General features: G+C 43.6%; 15 protein-coding genes. 14 read left to right on the top strand and 1 reads right to left on the bottom strand.

Translation table 11 applies throughout. The annotated features are described in order from the left end of the window. Positions 1–3: 3 nt before the first annotated feature. The 14 genes from AAC978_RS04820 (at position 4) to larA (ending at position 17,237) form a co-directional block, all read left to right on the top strand. The gene (locus tag AAC978_RS04820) at positions 4–1,161 is read left to right on the top strand and encodes an O-antigen ligase family protein (protein WP_341546876.1); all 1,158 of its coding nucleotides are present in this window, start codon (positions 4–6) and stop codon (positions 1,159–1,161) included. Continuing rightward, the gene (locus AAC978_RS04815; RefSeq protein WP_341546875.1) at positions 1,151–1,897 is read left to right on the top strand and encodes a glycosyltransferase family 32 protein; all 747 of its coding nucleotides are present in this window, start codon (positions 1,151–1,153) and stop codon (positions 1,895–1,897) included. The genes AAC978_RS04820 and AAC978_RS04815 overlap by 11 nt, the downstream gene beginning before the upstream one ends. Then, positions 1,894–2,793, top strand: coding sequence for a glycosyltransferase family A protein (locus tag AAC978_RS04810; RefSeq protein ID WP_341546874.1), 900 nt, complete (start codon positions 1,894–1,896; stop codon positions 2,791–2,793). Before AAC978_RS04815 ends, AAC978_RS04810 begins: the two co-directional genes overlap by 4 nt. Further along, positions 2,783–4,309, top strand: a complete 1,527-nt coding sequence (locus AAC978_RS04805; protein ID WP_341546873.1) for a lipopolysaccharide biosynthesis protein — start codon at positions 2,783–2,785, stop codon at positions 4,307–4,309. The genes AAC978_RS04810 and AAC978_RS04805 overlap by 11 nt, the downstream gene beginning before the upstream one ends. A gap of 13 nt (positions 4,310–4,322) precedes the next feature. Next, on the top strand, positions 4,323–5,465 hold the full coding sequence (locus AAC978_RS04800; protein WP_341546872.1) for a polysaccharide pyruvyl transferase family protein: 1,143 nt from the start codon (positions 4,323–4,325) through the stop codon (positions 5,463–5,465). Between the two features lies 1 nt (position 5,466). After that, positions 5,467–6,660, top strand: a complete 1,194-nt coding sequence (locus tag AAC978_RS04795) for a Coenzyme F420 hydrogenase/dehydrogenase, beta subunit C-terminal domain (protein WP_341546871.1) — start codon at positions 5,467–5,469, stop codon at positions 6,658–6,660. Positions 6,661–6,758: 98 nt separating this feature from the next. Beyond that, positions 6,759–7,709, top strand: coding sequence for a glycosyltransferase family 2 protein (locus tag AAC978_RS04790; protein ID WP_341546870.1), 951 nt, complete (start codon positions 6,759–6,761; stop codon positions 7,707–7,709). A 141-nt stretch (positions 7,710–7,850) separates the two neighbouring features. Next, positions 7,851–8,780 carry a dTDP-4-dehydrorhamnose reductase gene (rfbD, locus tag AAC978_RS04785; RefSeq protein WP_341546869.1) on the top strand — a complete coding sequence of 310 codons (930 nt, stop codon included), beginning with the start codon at positions 7,851–7,853 and terminating at the stop codon, positions 8,778–8,780. Further along, positions 8,713–9,462, top strand: a complete 750-nt coding sequence (locus AAC978_RS04780; RefSeq protein ID WP_341546868.1) for a sugar phosphate nucleotidyltransferase — start codon at positions 8,713–8,715, stop codon at positions 9,460–9,462. The genes rfbD and AAC978_RS04780 overlap by 68 nt, the downstream gene beginning before the upstream one ends. A gap of 69 nt (positions 9,463–9,531) precedes the next feature. Then, complete coding sequence (locus AAC978_RS04775) at positions 9,532–9,993, top strand: dTDP-4-dehydrorhamnose 3,5-epimerase family protein (protein ID WP_341546867.1); 462 nt, start codon at positions 9,532–9,534, stop codon at positions 9,991–9,993. Between the two features lie 104 nt (positions 9,994–10,097). Further along, on the top strand, positions 10,098–10,886 hold the full coding sequence (locus AAC978_RS04770; RefSeq protein ID WP_341546866.1) for an ABC transporter permease: 789 nt from the start codon (positions 10,098–10,100) through the stop codon (positions 10,884–10,886). Then, positions 10,876–12,078, top strand: coding sequence for an ABC transporter ATP-binding protein (locus AAC978_RS04765; RefSeq protein ID WP_341546865.1), 1,203 nt, complete (start codon positions 10,876–10,878; stop codon positions 12,076–12,078). Before AAC978_RS04770 ends, AAC978_RS04765 begins: the two co-directional genes overlap by 11 nt. 2 nt (positions 12,079–12,080) lie before the next feature. Next, on the top strand, positions 12,081–15,923 hold the full coding sequence (locus AAC978_RS04760) for a glycosyltransferase (RefSeq protein WP_341546864.1): 3,843 nt from the start codon (positions 12,081–12,083) through the stop codon (positions 15,921–15,923). Between the two features lie 36 nt (positions 15,924–15,959). After that, positions 15,960–17,237: a nickel-dependent lactate racemase gene (larA, locus tag AAC978_RS04755; RefSeq protein WP_341546863.1), complete on the top strand. Its 1,278-nt coding sequence runs from the start codon at positions 15,960–15,962 to the stop codon at positions 17,235–17,237. A gap of 203 nt (positions 17,238–17,440) precedes the next feature. Here larA and AAC978_RS04750 read toward each other — a convergent pair whose 3' ends face one another. Next, positions 17,441–19,546 carry an FAD-binding protein gene (locus AAC978_RS04750; protein WP_341546862.1) on the bottom strand — a complete coding sequence of 702 codons (2,106 nt, stop codon included), beginning with the start codon at positions 19,544–19,546 and terminating at the stop codon, positions 17,441–17,443. Between the last annotated feature and the right edge of the window lie 138 nt (positions 19,547–19,684).

The following is a 19,684-nucleotide window of genomic DNA, read 5'->3' as shown; positions in this document are numbered from 1 at the left end:
CATGTGGGGAAAGATTATGGGCTATGGATATTTGCCCCCTTTACCATAATAATGACATTAATATTTGCTAAGAATATGCAAGTTCCCTTAAATCCTTATGTAGTACCATTTGGTATGCTAGTCATTGTATCTATAGGTGCCCTTATCCTTTTCTTATTTACAATTAAACATAAATTGCCTTATATAGTAGTTCAACTTATTCTTTTTGCTATTTTAGCAATTCTATCCACATATATAAACGGTGAATATATGGATGGAGATTTTTTACTAACCATTATCTCTATAGTGCTTTGGATCTTTGTCTATATTGCTTCCTATATAGTCACGAGGAAAAGCCAAAATTCACGAGGTCCCTTTTACATTGTTGCTCTTACCTTGCCATTCATCGCCTATTTGTATTATCTAATTTTTCAAGTGCAGGTTAATGGTATATATTATGTACTTATATTTCTACCGATTATCTTAACCTTACAAAAAACTTATCTTAAAGTATTTGGGATATTTGTTATATTTGCCTGCGTGATTGTTTCGCTAAAGAGAACAGCGTTAATAGCAGCCGTATTAGCAGTTTTTTTTTACTTCTTTATTACATCAAGTCAAGCCAAAAAGCAGGAACATAATATCAAAAATACACTAATTGCCTTAGGGGTTGTGCTAACTGTCAGCATTGGGGTTGCTTATTTGTACGAGTACCTAAGTCAATATTTTAATTTAGACTGGCTAGCTCGCCTGCAAGCATTACAAACCGACGGCGGATCTAATCGAGATATAGTATGGAAGACTACAATCAACATGCAGTTTAACTCCACTGCTTTGGAGTGGCTATTCGGGCATGGCTATAATGCAGTACTAAGATATTCTCCTTTTGAATTAAGTGCTCATAATGACTTTTTGGAAGTGTTATTTGATTATGGACTTTCAGGGTTTGCTTTTTACATTTCGTTTATTATTTCTCTCTTTAGAGTATTTAACAGAATGTATCGAGATAAATTTGTCTTAGTAGCACAATTTGCGTCTTCACTAATCATATTTTTAGTAATGTCGACAACAAGTCATTTAGTCATTTATCCTACCTACTTTATTTATCTGGCTTTTTTTTGGGGAGTTTCAATTGCCCAATATGAGAATCAGAAAAAGGGGGTGCTTAAAATTGTGCAGTGATAATGGTATTCCCCGGATCATCCATTATTGTTGGTTCGGAGGAAGTTCACTACCACTTCTTGCTGTTAAATGCATAGATAGCTGGAAAAGGGTGCTTCCAGATTTTGAGCTTCGAGAATGGAATGAAGAAAATTTTGATTTGGCATGTAACCAATATGTGCAGCAGGCCAACGAGAGTAGAAAATGGGCTTTTGTGACAGACTTTGTTCGCTTAAAGGTACTTTATGACTTTGGCGGAATTTACATGGATACCGATGTCGAGGTTATCAAACCTTTGGATGAATTCATGAAATTGCCCGCCTTTTCGGGGTTCGAAGGTGAGGCTTATATAAACACGGGAATTATTGGGGCAAAGAAAGGGAATAAGTGGATTAAAGAGTTAATAAAAGACTATGATGATAGAGTGTTCATCAAAGAGGATGGTAGCTATGATCAAACGACGAATGTAAAGATAATTACCAATACTACTAAAAATATGTATCCCATTAATCTGGATAATACGCTGCAAGCGTTTGACGATGTGTCATTTTACCCTTTGGACTGGTTCTGTGCTAAGTCCTACGAAACTGGAGAAATAGTCAGGACCGAGAACACACATACCATTCATCATTTCTCGGGTTCGTGGCTGCCTTGGTCACATAGATTAAAAAGCTCTCTAACACGAGCCATTGGCAATGAAGGCATGAGAAAGATGTCACATGTAAAACAGTTTCTTTTGAGAGGTATAAGGAAATGAATGTAGTGACAATCTTCACTCCTACCTTTAATCGAGCATACCTATTGTCTGATCTGTATGAGAGCCTGCTTCGCCAATCCAACAGAGGTTTTGAGTGGCTAATTGTTGATGATGGGTCAAGTGATGACACAGCCGAACTCGTCGCGAATTGGATTAACGATGGTGAAATTCTTATACGCTACTATAAACAAGAAAACCAAGGTAAGCATATAGCCCATAATAAGGGGGTGGAGCTTTGCCATACACCCTTGTTTTTCTGTGTCGATTCAGATGATCGTTTGCCTAGGGAGGCTGTTCAGTTCATATATGATTTATATGAAGAGGAAAAAGGAAAAAGGATACTGGGGTTTTATATGCGCAAAAGTGACTTTAGCGGTCATACTCAAGGAATGAATTGGCCACATCATGTCCAATATGCAACGTTAAATGAACTTTATCAAAAATACCGGTACCGCGGCGAGGCAGCCATTATTCTCTTTACCGAGGCGATTAAACCGTATTCATTTCCACAGTTTGCGGGGGAGAAGTTTGTGACTGAAACAGTGTTCTATGATCAGATCAGTGCTATTGCCCCCATGCGTTTAGATAATCGTATATGTTATCTATTTGAATATAAAAGGGATGGATATACTCTTCAAGGAATGAGACTTCAATTTAATAATCCAGTAGGTACGGGGTATAATTTTTTACACCATATTGGTTATATGAGCGGGTTTCTCAAAAAATGCAAAACTATGGGTCAATTTTTGGCGTGGACAGAAATGTTTGCTATTGATGAGCCGCTCTATAAAACAATCCAAACGCCAATGTATGTTAAATTCTTTGGGCACATCCTCAAGTCACATTATTTAAAGCTATTTATTAGACATAGAGGGGCGCTGAGTAATGAGGCTTGAGGCATCAATTAAAAACACCTTTTCCGCTATTACGATGCAGCTAGTAGCCATGCTCATCGGATTGATATTGCCACGTCTATACTTATCGAATTTTGGGTCGGAGGTCAATGGGTTAGTGAGTTCAATTACTCAGTTTATTGCCTATTTCACTTTGGTTGAGGCAGGTTTAGCAAGTGCTACGACAACGACGCTTTATCTGCCTTTGGCTGAAGATAATCATAATAGAGTCAATGAAATATTAGCTGCTGCCAAAGAGTTTTACTTTCACATTGGCTATATTTTTAGCGGCTTAGTCTTATGTCTAGCTCTCATTTACCCCTCTGTCATTAAGACGAATTCCTTAACTAATATAGAGATGGGAATTCTGGTTTTAGTACTGGGTTTTAATGGAGCCTTTGATTTCTTTACTCTTTCTCGATATCGAGCACTACTCACGGCAGATCAGCGATATTACATTGTCGCAAATGCATCAACGCTTGCGAGTATTATAAATTTCCTTCTGGTCGTCCTTACTATGTATTTTAATTGTAGCGTTGTTGTCGTAAGAACAGTGGCTTTAACTAGCTTTATTTTGCGAAGTCTTCTTTTAAATATCTATGTGCGTCGAAACTACAAATATGTAGATTATTCGGTTACCCCTGATCATCAGGCCTTAAATAAACGTTGGGATGCCATGATTTTACAATTGCTTGGGTTAGTCCAGAATGCGCTGCCGGTTGTTATGCTCACCTTCTTTAGCAACTTAAAAGTTGTCAGTGTCTATAGCATATATAATATGGTGGCGGCAAGTATTCTTTCGATACTGGCGTCAATTACGAATGGGTTTTCAGCATCGTTCGGTGATATGATCGCCAAAAAGGAAACCGAGGTGTTACAAAAAACATATATACAATATGAACTCCTATTTTTCATGCTTATGATTTGGGCCTATTCCTGCATGAATATTCTCTACCTATCCTTTATTCGGATCTATACAGCGGGTATCCATGACGTTAATTACCTAGAACCCTTAGTAGCGTTTCTATTTGTGTTAAATGGTCTCGCTTATAGCTTTAAGACACCCGCAGGAACACTCATCGGTTCGGCTGGGGTTTTCAAAGAGACTAAACCTTCGACGATGATTCAAACGGCTATCGCCATAGGATTATCCTTGCTTTTAACACCCTTTTGGGGTATCGTCGGGGTTTTAATTGCCCTCATAATATCTAATCTATATCGCGATATTGACTTGGTAATATTTATGTCAAAAAATGTAACGAAGCTGCCATGCAGACAGTCCTTTATACGTATACTTAACGGTATCCTAATGTTTGGTATCACAAATTTACCCTTTCATTTCCTTGTTATTGATACAGGAGGTTTTGGGCAATGGTTTCTCACGGCAATAGGAGTTGCCCTCTGGAGTATGGTCGTAGTAATAACCTATAACTTAATCGCTGATAGAGAAGTATTATTTCAGATTTTGCGAAGGCTAAACGGTTCAAAAATAAAGCTTTACAGGAGAAGGAAGCTTTAAAGGAGAGGGAAGTATGAAAATTGGCATAATGACTTTTCATCGAGCCTTAAACTATGGGGCACTCCTGCAAGCGTATGCCTTGCAAGAAACCATGCTATCTTTAGGGGCTGATTGCGAAATAATTGATTATCGCAATCCCTTAATGGAAGACTTATATAGGGTTAAATCCTATAGGGAATGTAGTGGCATAAAAGAGCGCATATCATGCGTATTACATGCATCCTCGGACAAAAGAACTCATGAAGCTTATGAAAAGTTCAGGAGGGATTATCTTATACTTTCTCCTAAAATGAACCTGGATAGCAAGGACTTAAGCTCCTGCAACAACGAATATGATAGGATCATCTGCGGAAGCGACCAAGTTTGGAATTACAGAGCGCTTAATTTTGATAAGAACTACTTCTTGGATTTTATAACTGATCGGGATATGAAGTATTCCTACGCAGCTAGTTTTGGTGTGGACACTATACCTGAGGAATATTACGAAGAATACAGACGTCTTTTACTCGATTTTTCGCATTTATCAGTAAGGGAGAGCCAAGGATGTGAGCTCGTTTATGCTATATGCGGCTTGAGACCGGAACAGCATATTGACCCTGTGTTCTTGCTTTCGGGTGAGATGTGGGCAGAGAAGATGGGGTGTACTCCCCCTCAAGAAGATGATTATATTCTTGTCTATTCATTTGAACTTACCGATACAATGAAGAGGTTTATAAGTGATTTAGCAAGGAGGACTGGGAGCAAGGTTTTGGTGTTTGGACGTTCATTTAAGAAAATACTGAATGCGCCCTACGAAAACATCCATAGTATATCTCCTCGTGAGTTTGTAAGGTATTTTTTTAATGCGAGATACGTGGTAACAAACTCTTTTCATGGCACAGCCTTCTCCATTCTCTTTAATAAGGAGTTTTATACAGAATTGCTGGTTTCAAGTAACCAGGTAAATAGTCGTTTAGAAAATATATTAAAAGTAATGAACCTCGAAGATCGGAAAATAACTGAAACTTATGAAGAGGACCATCTTCTGGCTAGTAGGGTGAAATGGGATGAAGTGAACGAGATCGTTAGTGCAGAGCGACGAAAAGCACTACATTACTTAAAGTCTTTAGCACAGATCTCTCCTGGAGGGACTGAAACAATAGGGAGGGTAATGTAATGTGGTTACTATATTCGTAAAAAGGGAAGATTGTTGTGGCTGTACAGCCTGTTTCAGCGTGTGCCCAAAGCTGGCTATTACTATGAAACCGGATCAGGAAGGGTTTCTATATCCTCATATTGACTATGGTTTATGCGTAGAATGCGGGCTCTGCCAAAAGGTATGCGCCTTTCAAAATGGCTATGAAACATTGGACAACTTTTCCGAGCCAGAGGTTTATGCGATTAAACACAAAACAGAAGAGATCCGTGCTGTAAGTACGTCGGGGGGGATGTTCACAGCTCTGACCGATGAGATCTTAGCTTGGGGTGGCGTGGTCTATGGTGTTGGCTACGATGATAATATGGTGGTATATCACCAACGGGCAGAAGATGCTGATCAACGAAATACATTGCGGGGTTCAAAGTATGTTCAGAGTGAAATGAGACAGACCTTCTCGGCTCTTAAGAAGGATCTCAGAGCGGGCAGAAGGGTTTTATTCACGGGTACTCCCTGCCAGGTTGCTGGACTAAGAGATTATCTGTATCAATCTGGTGCCGATATCTCAAATTTAATACTGTGCGATATAGTTTGCCATGGAACCCCTAGCCCGTTGATATTCGCTGAATATCTAAAAGTTTGCGAAGCTAAACGTGGTAAGAAGATAGTTAATCACTTCTGTCGATCTAAAGTTGAAGGGTGGCATGCCCATGTAGAGATGAACGTTTTTTCTGATGGGCAAGAAGATTATAAGTCATTTTTATCACAGCTTTATAAAAAAATTTTTCAATCTCATATCGCCTATAGACCTGCTTGCCACAATTGTAAATATACTAATCTAAGGAGACCCTCAGATATAACGATAGCGGATTTTTGGGGTGTTGATCAAACACTGCCAGAGGTTGACGATAACAAGGGCGTGTCCTTAGTGCTCATTAATTCGGGAAAGGGGAAGAAGATATTTGAAAAAATATGTTCCCGAGTTTTGTACATACGAAGCAATGCAGCAGCCTGTTTACAACCCAACTTGGAAAAGCCAACCCAGCCATCGCCTAAGCGAGATGAATTTTGGCAGAATTATAAGACGTATGGATTTGCTTATGTGATTAAGAAATACTTCGGATATGGGGTTAAAGGAGATATAAGGCGCCTTATCTCGAAGATTTTGCGTAATACTGGGCTTTTACCTACAGTGAAGAAGGTGCTGGGGAAATAATTGAATATCCCAAATGAAAAAGTCAACTGCTTGGGGATAAAGAGGATAATTTTGGGAGATATTATTGATATATGCCAAGGGAAGTGAGGACATATATCATGGACTTAAGTATCGTCATTGTCAACTGGAATTCCGCCGAGTTGTTGATGAAATGTTTAATTTCGATGGAAAAATGGTTTCAGGGTTTAACCTATGAGGTATTTGTGGTAGATAATTGTTCCAGTGAAGACGATATTGTCATACTCAGGAATGAAATCCAACCCCGGTTTCCTAAGGTTAATATTTCCTATAATGCAACGAATATTGGTTTCGGACGGGCTAATAACCAGGTTCAATCCCTATGCTCAGGAAAATACACCTTATTTCTAAATCCGGATACCTGTTTTATCAGCACCGGGATGAAGGAACTGTTGACAACCTTTGACCAAGATGACATCGGTTTGGTGGGCTGTAAGCTGTTAAAGGGTGATTATACTGTGCAGTTATCCTGCTTTCATTTCCCGTACTTTTGGAGTGTTGTAGCCAACTCCTTGTTAATAAGCAAGCTATTACCGATAAAAATACGAAGAACCTTTAGCTATGGTATTGCAGACCAAGCAAAGTCATTTCACCCAGATTGGGTACTGGGTGCTTTTATGGTATTACCCACAACGGTCATAAGCAGGGTGGGCGGGTTTGACCCCGCTATCTTTTTGTATGGAGAAGACATGGAGCTTTGTTACCAAGTAAGAAAAATCGGACTGAAAGTATGCTATGTCCCAGATTTTGCGATTGTCCATTATGGTGGTTGTTCTTGGCGCAAAGCTTGGTCAGAGTCTAGAAAAGAGGCTAAGGTGCATAAAGCAATCCTCTACTTTTACCATAAACATAAAGGTAGAGGGCTAGAGTCGGCTGTACGGGTTATTTTCGCCCTCGGTGCACTTATTCGGATAATCATTTATACCTTAGGATATATTCTGCCAAGGGATTTAAGGCAGAGTACAAAGAAAATAAAAACCCAGTGGTTAATTCTATTAACCCAATTCAGAAGGGAATTTTACAGTGATTGATAAGTAGCTTGCAGAAGGCTACTTTTTTTGCGCAAATTTGTGTGTACTAGTCAATTGGCCAAGAGCATAAAATGTTACCATATTAAGATTTCGAGGAGGACCCTAGCTATTGTTAGATTAGATAGCTAAGGAGGATTTGCTGTGAAGGTTGTTGTGTGTGGTGCAGGTGGTATGTTGGCTTCTGATGTCAGTACAATTTTTGACCAAAGGGGACATCGCGTAACCAACTTAAGTAGCGAGGATTTAGATATAACTAAGCTTGAAGCAGTCAGGGTCAAGCTGAAAGACCTACAGCCTGACTTGGTATTCAATGCAGCAGCCTATACCAATGTGGATGCGTGTGAAAGTAAACCTGAGCTTGCTTATCAGGTGAATTGCCTAGGGACGCGCAACTTAGCAATAATTGCTGATAAAATCGATGCTGCTCTGGTCCATATTAGCACTGACTATGTGTTTGGAGGTCAGGGCAACAAGCCTTATCGGGAGTATGACCCGGTTAATCCGCAAAGTGTCTATGGTAAGTCGAAGCTTGATGGGGAATTAATGGTGCGCCAACACTGTCGACGACATTATATCGTAAGAACTGCCTGGCTTTTTGGTTATTACGGTAACAATTTCGTGCGGACGATGCTTCGTTTGGCAAAAGAGCATGAATACTTAAGGGTGGTTAACGACCAAAGGGGTAGCCCCACTTATACACGAGATTTAGCCATAGCTATTGCTGATTTGGTCGAAAAGGACACTTATGGGACGTACCACCTTACCAATGGTGGTAGCTGCACTTGGTTTACATATACGCAGGAAATAATGGAATTGGCAGGACTCAATAACGTTAAGCTAGAGCCTATCACGACCCAGCAGTTAGACAGACCGGCAGAACGACCAAGGTATTCTGTGCTGGACAACTACGTGTGGCGCCTAGATGGACACCAACCGTTACGCCCCTATAGGGAGGCATTAGTAGACTATCTCGAGCAAGAGGGCTTGATTAGGGGGGATAGACATGAAGGGCGTGGTATTGGCCGGGGGGACGGGATCAAGAATTTTTCCCTTAACGAAGGTGACCAATAAGCATTTATTGCCGGTTGGTAAATGTCCCATGATTTATTATCCAATAGCCAAACTGAAAGAGGCTGGGATAACCGAAATATTAGTTGTGACCGGTAGGGAACATATGGGGGAAGTCGTCAATCTGCTGGGAAGTGGCAATGATTTGGGCTTGAATTTTACCTTTAAAGTACAAGATCAGGCGGGGGGAATTGCCCAAGCGTTGAGTTTGGCAGAAAACTTCGCAGTTCAAGATGCGGTGACCGTGATCTTGGGTGACAACGTTTTTGAGGAAAGCTTGCGGGATTATGTAGAGGAATTTCGAGGGCAAGGACATGGTGCGAAGATATTGCTGCAGAAAGTGCAAGATCCTGGTAGATATGGGGTGGCTGAATTAGATGAAAATAATAAGGTCCTATCCATTGAAGAAAAGCCGACGACGCCAAAAAGCAACTACTGTGTAACTGGAATCTATATGTTTGATGCTGAGGTTTATAGCATAGTGAAAACCTTGAAGCCTTCAAAGCGTGGGGAGTTGGAGATAACCGACGTGAATAATGCCTATATTCAAGCGGGTAGCTTGTCTGCAGATATTATTTCGAGTTGGTGGATCGATGCAGGGACCTTCGACTCCTTAAAAACTGCCCACGACCTGGTGCATGAATTTAAATTAGATGATCGAGTACTTAAGATACTAGAAGCTTAATTAAGCATAGCTAATTAGAAGCATAGTTAATTAGAAGCTTAACTATTAGGTGGTTAGGGGGACTCAAAAATGGTTAGAATTGAAGGAGTAGTAACAAAGCGACTGGTGAGACATTGCGATGACCGTGGATTTTTTATGGAAATCCTCCGTGACGATGATGAGTTGCTGGCGCGTTTTGGTCAGGCATCCCTATCCATGTCTTATCCCGGTGTGATTAAGGCCTTTCATTATCACGACCGCCAGGACGATTTGTGGTTTTTTCCTGTGGGCAGTGCCCAGGTTGTATTGTATGACTTGCGTGAAGGATCGCCAACTAAGGGGGCTACCCAAGTTTTTTACATGGGGGAAACCAATCCGTTACTGTTGGTGATACCTAAGGGGGTTGCTCATGGCTATCGGGTTTTAGGGCCAAACCCGTTGATTATTACCTACTTCACTACGGAGTCTTACAATCCAGCCGACCCTGATGAACAAAGACTGGCTTGGAATGATAAGGGTATTAACTTTGATTGGAGTACCCAAAATCGCTAAGGCTTCATGGAATAAGATATGGAGAGTTTGGAATCTGAATGGGCGAATTTAGAGCAGATTTAGGTATAGGCAGAAAAAAACAGAGTTTTTGGGATCCTAGTTCTATGGTCGCAAGTCTATGGCAAAACCACGAGTTAATTAAACAATTTGTTAAGCGTGAAGTGATTGGCCGCTACAAGGGGTCTTATTTGGGTTTGCTTTGGTCCTTTCTCAATCCACTATTTATGCTTGCTGTGTATTCCTTTGTATTTAGCGTGGTGTTTGAGGCTAAATGGGGAATGGGTACAGGAAGCAAAATTGAATTTGCATTAGTCTTGTTTTGTGGCTTAACCACCTTCAACATTTTTGGGGAAGTAATCTCCCGTGCTCCTCATTTAATTATTGCCAATGTAAACTATGTCAAAAAAGTGGTGTTTCCACTAGAAATTTTACCCGTCGTAGCCTTAGGCTCTGCTCTAGTACAAGCTGCAATCAGCTTGGCACTTTTAGTCGGTGCCTTGGTTGTTTTCACGGGGATATTTCACTGGACAATGATTATGTTCCCGCTGGTGTTATTACCGCAATTATTATTAGTCTTAGGAGCGAGCTGGTTTTTAGCCTCCTTAGGCACTTTCCTGCGTGATATTGGTCACGTGGTTGCAATCATAGTGCAAGTTCTGATGTTTATGACACCGATCTTTTATCCCCTTACCGCTGTGCCGGAAAAGCTGCGTTGGCTGTTTGAGATAAGTCCGATTTACCATGTGGTGGACGATATGCGTCGTATATTTATCTGGGGCCAGCTGCCCAGCTGGAGCTGGCTTATCCTTAATATCTTGCTCAGCAGTTGTATAGCTATGCTGGGCTACGTTTGGTTTCAAAGAACACGAGGTGGCTTCGCTGATGTCCTCTGATCTTGCGGTATCCCTTAAAAATGTGAGTAAATGCTACCATATTTATGATCGTCCCAAGGACAGGCTATTGCAGGGACTCTGGCGCGGTAACAAGCAATTCTATCGTGAATTTTGGGCGCTCAGGGGCGTTTCCTTTGATGTGAGAAGGGGCGAAACCATCGGCATTATTGGGCGCAACGGCTCTGGTAAGAGTACAATTCTGCAGATTATTGCGGGAACGCTGACGCCGACTGACGGTAGTCATGCTACAAGGGGCCGGGTGTCGGCCTTGTTAGAGCTGGGCAGTGGTTTTAATCCTGAATTTACTGGACGGGAAAATGTCATCATGAGCGGGGCGATTATGGGGCTGTCCAAACAAGAGATTCTCCAGCGTATGCCGTTAATCGAGCAGTTTGCGGAGATCGGGGAATTTATCGATCAGCCCGTAAAGCTCTATTCGTCGGGGATGTACGTTCGTCTAGCTTTCGCCTGTGCCATCAACGTGGACCCGGATATCTTAGTCATCGATGAAGCCTTAGCGGTAGGTGATTTGCAGTTTCAGCTGAAGTGTATCGAAAAAATGAAAAGCTTCAAGCGTGCAGGGAAAACGATCGTGTTTGTCAGTCATGATGTCTACACCGTGCGTAATTTTTGCGATACAGCTATTTGGATGAAGGACGGAAAAGTGCATCTATATGATGATGTTAATACCGTCACGGAGCGCTATCTGGATTATATGCAATATACGGGCACAACGAAGGAAGAGCCGAGGGATGTAGCCGTAGTAAAAAAGAGTAGTATTTTAACCATTGATAACGTGATGTTTTTAAACGAGAATCGAAATCCGCAAAGGGATTTCTACTTTGCGGAACCGGTTACAGTGCAGATAGACTATACCTTGCACACTCCCAAGGAAGGAATTGTGGGTGGGGTGGCGATATATGACAAGCAAAATACCTATGTCTGTGGTTTAAATACAAAACTTGATAAGCAGGCTTTACCCAATCAACCGGGTCGATACCGATTAGAATTGTCCTATCAAGAAATGTCCCTCTTGCCGGGCACCTATTTCGTTGATGTAGGATTCTTTGAGGATTCTGCAGTAATCCAATTGGATTACAAAAGCAGAGTAAAATCCTTTCGCATTTTTTCAGGCGAATATATCGGTGAAGGGTTAACCCTGCTTAAACACGATTGGAGTTGCAGGTCTTAAGCATGAGTTGTAAATATGATTATCAAATTGATCTAACCGAGAAAACCTCCCATTCCTTGCTTTTGAAGCGCATAACCCCGGGGTCGCAGATTTTGGAATTGGGATCAGCTACTGGGTATATGACACGTTATTTAAAAGAGGAACTAGGGTGTACAGTGACCTGTGTAGAAATCGACGCCATGGCGGCAGCTAAAGGGAGTATATACAGCGCGAAAATGATCGTCGCTGATTTGGACTTGATGGAGTGGAATAAGGAGTTACAGGGGAAAAGCTTTGACCATGTTGTGATTGCTGATGTCCTTGAACACCTCAATGACCCTTGGCAGGTAGTCCGGGTGGCAGTGCAATTTCTAAAGCCGCAAGCTACCCTGTTAATTTCTGTACCGAACATTGGACACAGCTCAATCCTGATGGAGCTTCTGGAAGGTAGATTTGACTATCGACCGACAGGACTACTTGATGATACACATATTCGCTTCTTTACCCGCAAAAGTCTGTTAGATTTGTTGGATCGGGCGGGAATGTGTCCCATTGAGTTAATGGGTACGGAGATAGAGCCGGAAGATACTGAATTTGGGCAAAGCTATGGTTCGAAGACGGCACCGCTGGCGAGGATACTGAAGGATAGAGAGGATGCCCATATCTATCAGTTCGTTGTTGTGGCGAAGAGACAAGAGGAGGTAGCAGACCATGTGTACCCCCGGCATTTGACTATTGAGAGCAGTTCGAAGAGCAAGGATTTTTTGCAAATATATTGGTCCGATTGGGGCTTCTCAGAAAGCAAATCTGTGACGGTTCCCTTGGGCCGCGACCAACAGGAATTTGTAGATCATAAAATTGTACTACCTGAGAGTGTGGGTGAAAACGGGGTGTTGCGTTTAGACCCTACAAATTTTCCCGCTTTTGTGGAAATTAGAGATATTGAACTGAAAACTTGGGATAAGCATGGTCCGGGCCAACTGGTCAGTCAATGGTCCGCAGAAACCGGTTATAGCAATATAAATTTAAGTCAGGGTATGATCAGAATCAGTGATGTGGCTAGTTTAAAAATACTTTGTCCCAATGACGATCCCCAGGTGACCTTGTCTGAGGTGCCGCCACTTAAAGAGCAAAGTGTGCTGTGTTTTAAGATGCGGGTATCAAGGGATTTACAACAAGCAGCCTTAGGGGAAGTGGTCGCTCAACAGGCTAACATAATAGAGTTACGCCAATCCCTTAAAAATCGAATGGCGGATGATCATGAGTTGAATTCTGTTTTGCAAAGAAGTTATGAAGAGCATGATAACCGGGTAGCGGAGATCAAGGAGTTGAATTCTGCTTTAGCTAGAAGTCAAGAGGAGCTCGGTAGGCGGGTAACGCATATCGATGAGTTAAAAAATGCTTTAAACAAGAGCCAACTGGAACTTGCTAACCAAGCAACTGATATTGATGAGCTGAACGCTATTATCGAAAGCAGCCAAGAGGAGTTAAAACAACGGCGGGCTAAGGTTGCTGATTATGAGCAACAGCTCAAGGAAATTAAGAGCTCGACGGTTTGGCGCACCACCTCAAAGTTAATGAGAATTGCCTGCTGGAGTCGTAAGCAAATAAAACTAGGTCGTGATCTGCTTCGGGGTGGATATAAGCAAAGGCTAATCCCCTTAGATAATATTATTCCTTTAGCGGATGAGGGTCCCAGCTATTGGCAAGCGGTGGGAGAAGATCCAAAGTTTTTGTTATCGGGTCCTTTTCCGCACGGTTGGTCGGAGATTCGCTTTAAGGCTGCAAGCCCACTTCCTTTGAAGGTACGGATCTATTTTGACCGGGGCAGAGGGTTTAATGAGACGGAAAGCTTGGTTCTTGAGGTTGTCTGCGGGGAAAATATACAGGATTACCGCGTCATAGTCTTAGTTGGTTATGATATTAAGCAAGTAAGGCTTGACCCGGGTGAGGAGGAAGGAACGTTTGCCATTGATTCCTGTAAAATTGCCAGAGTTACCCGCCTAGGCATTCTATTGCGGGCATTCGGGCTGTTTTTCCAACGTCAAGGTTATTCTGGGCACAGCATGAAGCTGTGGGCAACGCAAATAGGGAGTGCGCTCAAAAGAGGTGGGCCAAAGGGTTTGTGGCGCTGGGCGAAAAACTTGATTAACCCCCAAGAAGATTACAACCTCTGGCTCAAATATCACACCTTAACAGAAGCACGCAAGGAAATACTCCAGACCCAATGCTCAGAATTGACCTTAAAGCCGGTAATCTCTATTTTGGTGCCAGTTTATAATGTGGACGAAAGATGGTTGCGCTGTTGTCTGGATTCTGTACGGGAGCAAGTTTACCCCCATTGGGAGCTATGTATAGCTGATGATGCCTCAACAGATCCCAGAGTGCAAAAAACACTTAAGGAGTACGCGGCTAAGGATGCAAGAATAAAAGTTGTCTATAGGGAAAAGAATGGTCATATATCGGCTGCTTCTAATTCTGCCTTGGAATTAGCAACGGGTGAATATATTGGTCTATTGGATCATGACGATTGCCTAACGGCGGATGCCCTCTACGAGAATGCCCTACTTATCAATCAATATCCTGAGGCAGTGATGATCTATAGTGACGAGGATAAAATTAGCGAGGATGGGGTTAGACATTCACCCTATTTCAAACCCGATTGGTCGCCCGACAACCTATTAGCCCAGATGTATACCTGTCATTTTGGGGTGTACAAGACCAGTGTGGTTCGGGAGCTGGGTGGGTTCCGTCGCGGGTTCGAGGGAAGTCAAGACCACGACCTTGCCTTGAGAGTTTCAGAAACCACCAATAAAATTTACCATATCCCCAGAGTACTTTATCATTGGCGTACTGTAGCAGAGTCCACTGCGGCAAGTGTCGGGGCTAAGAGCTATGCGACAATTGCCGGTCTAAAGGCTGTGGGTGAAGCCCTAGACAGGCGGGGAGAAGGAGGCTGGGCAGAGTCTTTAGAGCACTATCCATACTATAGGGTACATTATCCGGTGAAGGGGGACCCTTTAATTTCGATTATCATTCCGACACGGGATATGGCTCGACTGTTAGGAAAATGCTTAGAGACTATTTTTAATAAAACGACTTATGCCCATTACGAGGTATTGATTGTTGATAATGGTAGTGTCAAGCCGGAAACAAAGCAACTCTTTGCCAAGTGGCAGCAGCTTGAACCGCAAAGATTCCGAGTCATTCATCTCGATATGCCCTTTAATTACTCTCGCTTGAACAATCAGGCGGTGCAACAGGCTAAGGGTGAGCTGGTCGTGTTGTTAAATAATGATATGGAGATCATCACCCCGAGCTGGCTGGAGGAGATGGCCGGTCAGGCAATGCGCCCCAGTATTGGCGCAGTTGGTGCAAAGCTTCTGTATGCAGACCAAACCATTCAACACTCTGGCGTAACACTGGGGATAGGGGGGGTAGGGGGCCACAGCTATCGTGGATACGATTCGGAGGAGCCGGGTTACTTTGGCCGTTTGGTCATTGTGGCTAATTATGCTGCAGTGACAGGTGCCTGCCTGATGGTAAAGAGAGAGTTGTTTGACCAAGTGGGTGGTCTAGAGGAAGAATTGACGGTGGCCTTTAACGATGTTGATTTTTGTCTGAAGCTGTGGGCCAAGGGTTATTACAATGTGGTGTTGCCTCAAGTGAAGCTGTATCATTTTGAATCAAAAAGCAGGGGCTATGAAGATACCCCGGAAAAAATGCAGCGCTTCCTTGGTGAAGTAACCTATATGAAGAAGCACTGGCAAAATTGTTTGGAACGCGATCCTTTCTACAATCCAAATCTGACCCTAGATAAAGAGGATTATGCTATTGATTTTCTAAGGTGGCAGAGTTTACAATAGGAAAAAAGCTTGGGCAAGGAAAGGAATGGGATAAGGATGAAACGAGAGTATAAGTTTAAATATGATGAAGAGTACCTTAGCCTAGCGCTGAATCCGGATCAGATCATCCAGGAGCTCCAGGCAAAAGATATTCAGCCTCTTGAGGATGTAGTCAAGGAAGTCAACAAGGTTCTCGATGCTCCGATTGCTTCGCCGCCGTTTAATACCCTTTTTCAAGCAGGTGATCAGGTGACGATCGTCGTGAGTGATATTACCCGCTTGGTTAAGCTACATGAGTACTTGCCGACCATTGTCAATCGCTTGAATTCCCTGGGTATACCTGATAAGGATATACTTATCTTGACTGCTACCGGTACACATCGCGGGCAGACAGCTGATGAGAAAAAGAAAGTAGTCGGTGCGGAGATGTATGGTCGCTTGGAAGTCATTGACCATGACTGCGATCTTTCCGAGATGGTATATGTTGGAAAGACTCCACGAGGAACGGAAGTTGTGGTTAATCGTTTGGTGGTTGAGCGCAAGGTTATTCTCACAGGTGGAATCGTTCACCACTTAATGGCTGGTTTCGGTGGGGGACGCAAGTCAATTCTTCCGGGCGTAGCCAGTAGAGAGACCATTGCTCAAAACCATCTCCACTCTTTAGATCCCCATGCGGAACAGTCGAACCCCTTGATCGGGGTAGGAGCGCTCATTGATAACCCTTTACATGAGGATATGGTCGATGCCACTCAATTTGTGAATCCGGCCTTTCTCCTCAACGCGGTGATTCATACGGATGGACGCATTGCCAAGCTCTTCGCCGGTCATTGGCTAAAGGCTTGGGAAGAGGGCTGTGTATGGGCTGATGAAAATTATGGAGTACCGATTGAGAAAAAGGCCGATTTGGTGATTGCCAGCTGCGGTGGTTTCCCTAAAGATATTTCTCTTTATCAAAGCACTAAGACCTTATTTAATGCTTCCTTGGCTGTCAAGCCTGGGGGGAGGATTCTCGTTCTGGCAGGATGCCGAGAGGGTGCCGGAGCGGATGAGTTCTTCGGTTGGAGTGAACCTCTTAAGGAGCAAAAGCTTGATCCGGAGCTCCGCAAGAACTTTACGATTCCCGGCTATATTTTCTATGCTGCTGTAGAATCAGCGCGCAAGGCAAAAGTCATCCTATACTCGATGATTGAACCTGAGCTGGTTAAACCCATGGGGATGACCGGAGTGACCTCCCTAGACAAGGCTTTAGAATTAGCACAAGTAGACAGAGAGAATCAGGATATAATCATCATGCCTTATGGGGGAGCGACAATTCCCCTCTATCAAAAACGGTAAACTCTTCAAGAGTAAATTCTTCTTATTGATACTTATTTTTGACAAAAGCCGATTCGAATGATGAATCAGGCATAACAAATTAATTAGTAACAAGAAAACCGAGGCGGACCTCGGTTTTTCTGTGTGCGACAGGTAGTCGCACCGACTTGTTTAACATGGAAACTTTGTGAATTATGAACTTGGCTTAATAGACACTTCCTGTTTTAGGCGGATGCCTTGGCAAGCGCGTCATTAACTGCGTCATTGAAGCCTTTCATAGTTAGGGTCGCGCCGGAGATTACGTCAATCCCAGTGGACTGGTTAGCAATGACCGCTTCAACGTATTTAGGCAACGCTGCGCCACCAATGGTTTCGGTCTCTTTTTGTTCGTCTACAGTAATGGCTGTGATCTTTCCGCTGGCAATCGTGACGCTCACTTTAATATCGTCTCCGAAAACCCCGGCACCAGTGCCTTGATAGGTACCGTCCTTCCAGTTGCCGGAAGAACCGACGGAGCTTGCCGTAACGGCGGTGGTGCCAGACTCAGAAATCGTTGCGTTACCGCCGGAAAGGGAGGAGGCGTGCTTCCCGGCCAGACGACCAAAGGTGTAGCAGCGGCCGATGGAAAGACCTGTAGCATGGAAGGGATAATCTGCCCCGCCGTAGAACTGTCCGCCGAGGTTACCGGCGCAGTAAAGTCCTTCAATAGGCTTCTTATTTTCATCAAGTGCCTGTGCGTTGGCGTTTGTATAAACGCCGGAGCAGAGGGCCGAGACACGTAGATGGCGTCGGATTCCATAAAAAGGAGCTTTCTTAATTGGATTCAGCCATTTTTTATCCTTGCCGAAATCTTCATCTGATCCACTTTCGCACAGTGCATTGTAGCGCTCGACAGTAGCAAGAAATGCTTGCTTATCCTCAATGCCAAGCTTGTCAGCCAGCTCTTCAAGGGAGTCAGCACGCCAAGTATCGATCAGGTGAGAGAAGACGCCAGTGCGGGCTGAACCATTGTGGGAGGCAGCATATTGTTCATCGGAAATCTCCGGCATGTATTTTTCCATGACGGTAGGGGGGACAACGGATTCGAAGGCTTCGTTATTCATATAGTTGCTATCGTAGACTTGGCAATACCAACCGAGAGAACCCTTCTCCGGATCGTCGTAGTTCTTGCCGCCCTTGTACATATCTTCATGGAGCATAAGGTCGTTCATGTAGACAAAGCCAATGAACTCGTTGCAGAAGCGTTTACCTTTCATGTTTACGGAAAGGAAGGGTTCTTCGAACATGAGTCCCGCGTCAAAGTCGTGGAGCATTTTGGTATGCCCAAGTTTTTCCATGACTGCCCCGGCAGTGATCGCGAGAAGGTGACCGTCGCCTGTCTTCTGGTACTGTTTCTTGTCAAAGTTCTCCACATCAGGGCACCAGTGCTTCACCATAGAAGGGTTGTTTTGATAGTCACCGGTGGCTAGGATAACGGCTTTGTTAGCGTTGAATTTTACATAAGTCCCGTCGGAAAGCTGGCCGACGACACCTTTCACCTTACCACCATCCACAATAAGCTGAACCCCAGGAGTGCTGTAATAGATCTTCATGCGGTCAGAATACTGCTGGGCGGCCTCGTCAAGCACATAGCTCAGGAAAGTACCGATATTATTTGGTTTTGGTCCAATCCAGGGCGCATACATATGGGCCTTAGCTGTGCCATAGTCGAACTTGGAATAGCGATGATCGGTCCATTCCCCAGTAAAATCCATGCTGGTGTCCAGGAAGGCGAAGAGTCCTTTGTCATTGGGCTTTTTGGCAGAAGTACCGGTCAGACGCGCGCGGTCGTATACCCATTGCACGGCTTCGCCGGAATTCAATACGTAGGCTTTAAGAAGCTCAGGATCAGAACGCCAGTTGTTTAGACTGTTTGTCTGCTGCACATAACGCAGGAGCCCTTCGGTATCACTCTTGTCGACGATGAGACCGGAGCCGCAGTTTCCTTGAGAGACGACCGTACTTTGCTTTTGCAGTACAGCGACAGAATTGCCCTCCTCAGCAGCAGTGACTGCAGCCGGTACACCAGCTGCTCCGGCGCCGACAACGACGATGTCTACTGTAACCTCGCCGACAAACTTAGTAATGGGGTCAAGCTGTACCAAAGAATCCTTAAATTGATCGAGAGTTAAGGATGCCGGAACCGAGTCGGCGCCTGCCGAAGGGGTGGGGGTCGTTGAGGGAGTCTCGTCGGCAGTAGGGCTACAGCCTGTTAGTCCGACGAGGCCGATGCCAGCCGCTCCAAGGGCGGCAGTTTTGAAAAAGTCTCTGCGGGTGAGATTTGTACTCATTATTTATTCCTCCTCCTAAGTGATTGAACTAATTTGAACAAGTTGCTTAATCATATTTTACTAATCATCACTGGAAATCGCATCGAACAGATTTGGCTTTTTGTCTAAATCGTTTGGACAAACTCTAAAAAATGTCCA

Source organism: Desulfitobacterium sp. THU1 (assembly GCF_038181555.1).
GTDB lineage: Bacteria > Bacillota > Desulfitobacteriia > Desulfitobacteriales > Desulfitobacteriaceae > Desulfitobacterium.
The sequence above is the reverse complement of the archived record's forward strand: the minus strand, read 5'-3'. Positions and strand labels throughout refer to the sequence as shown.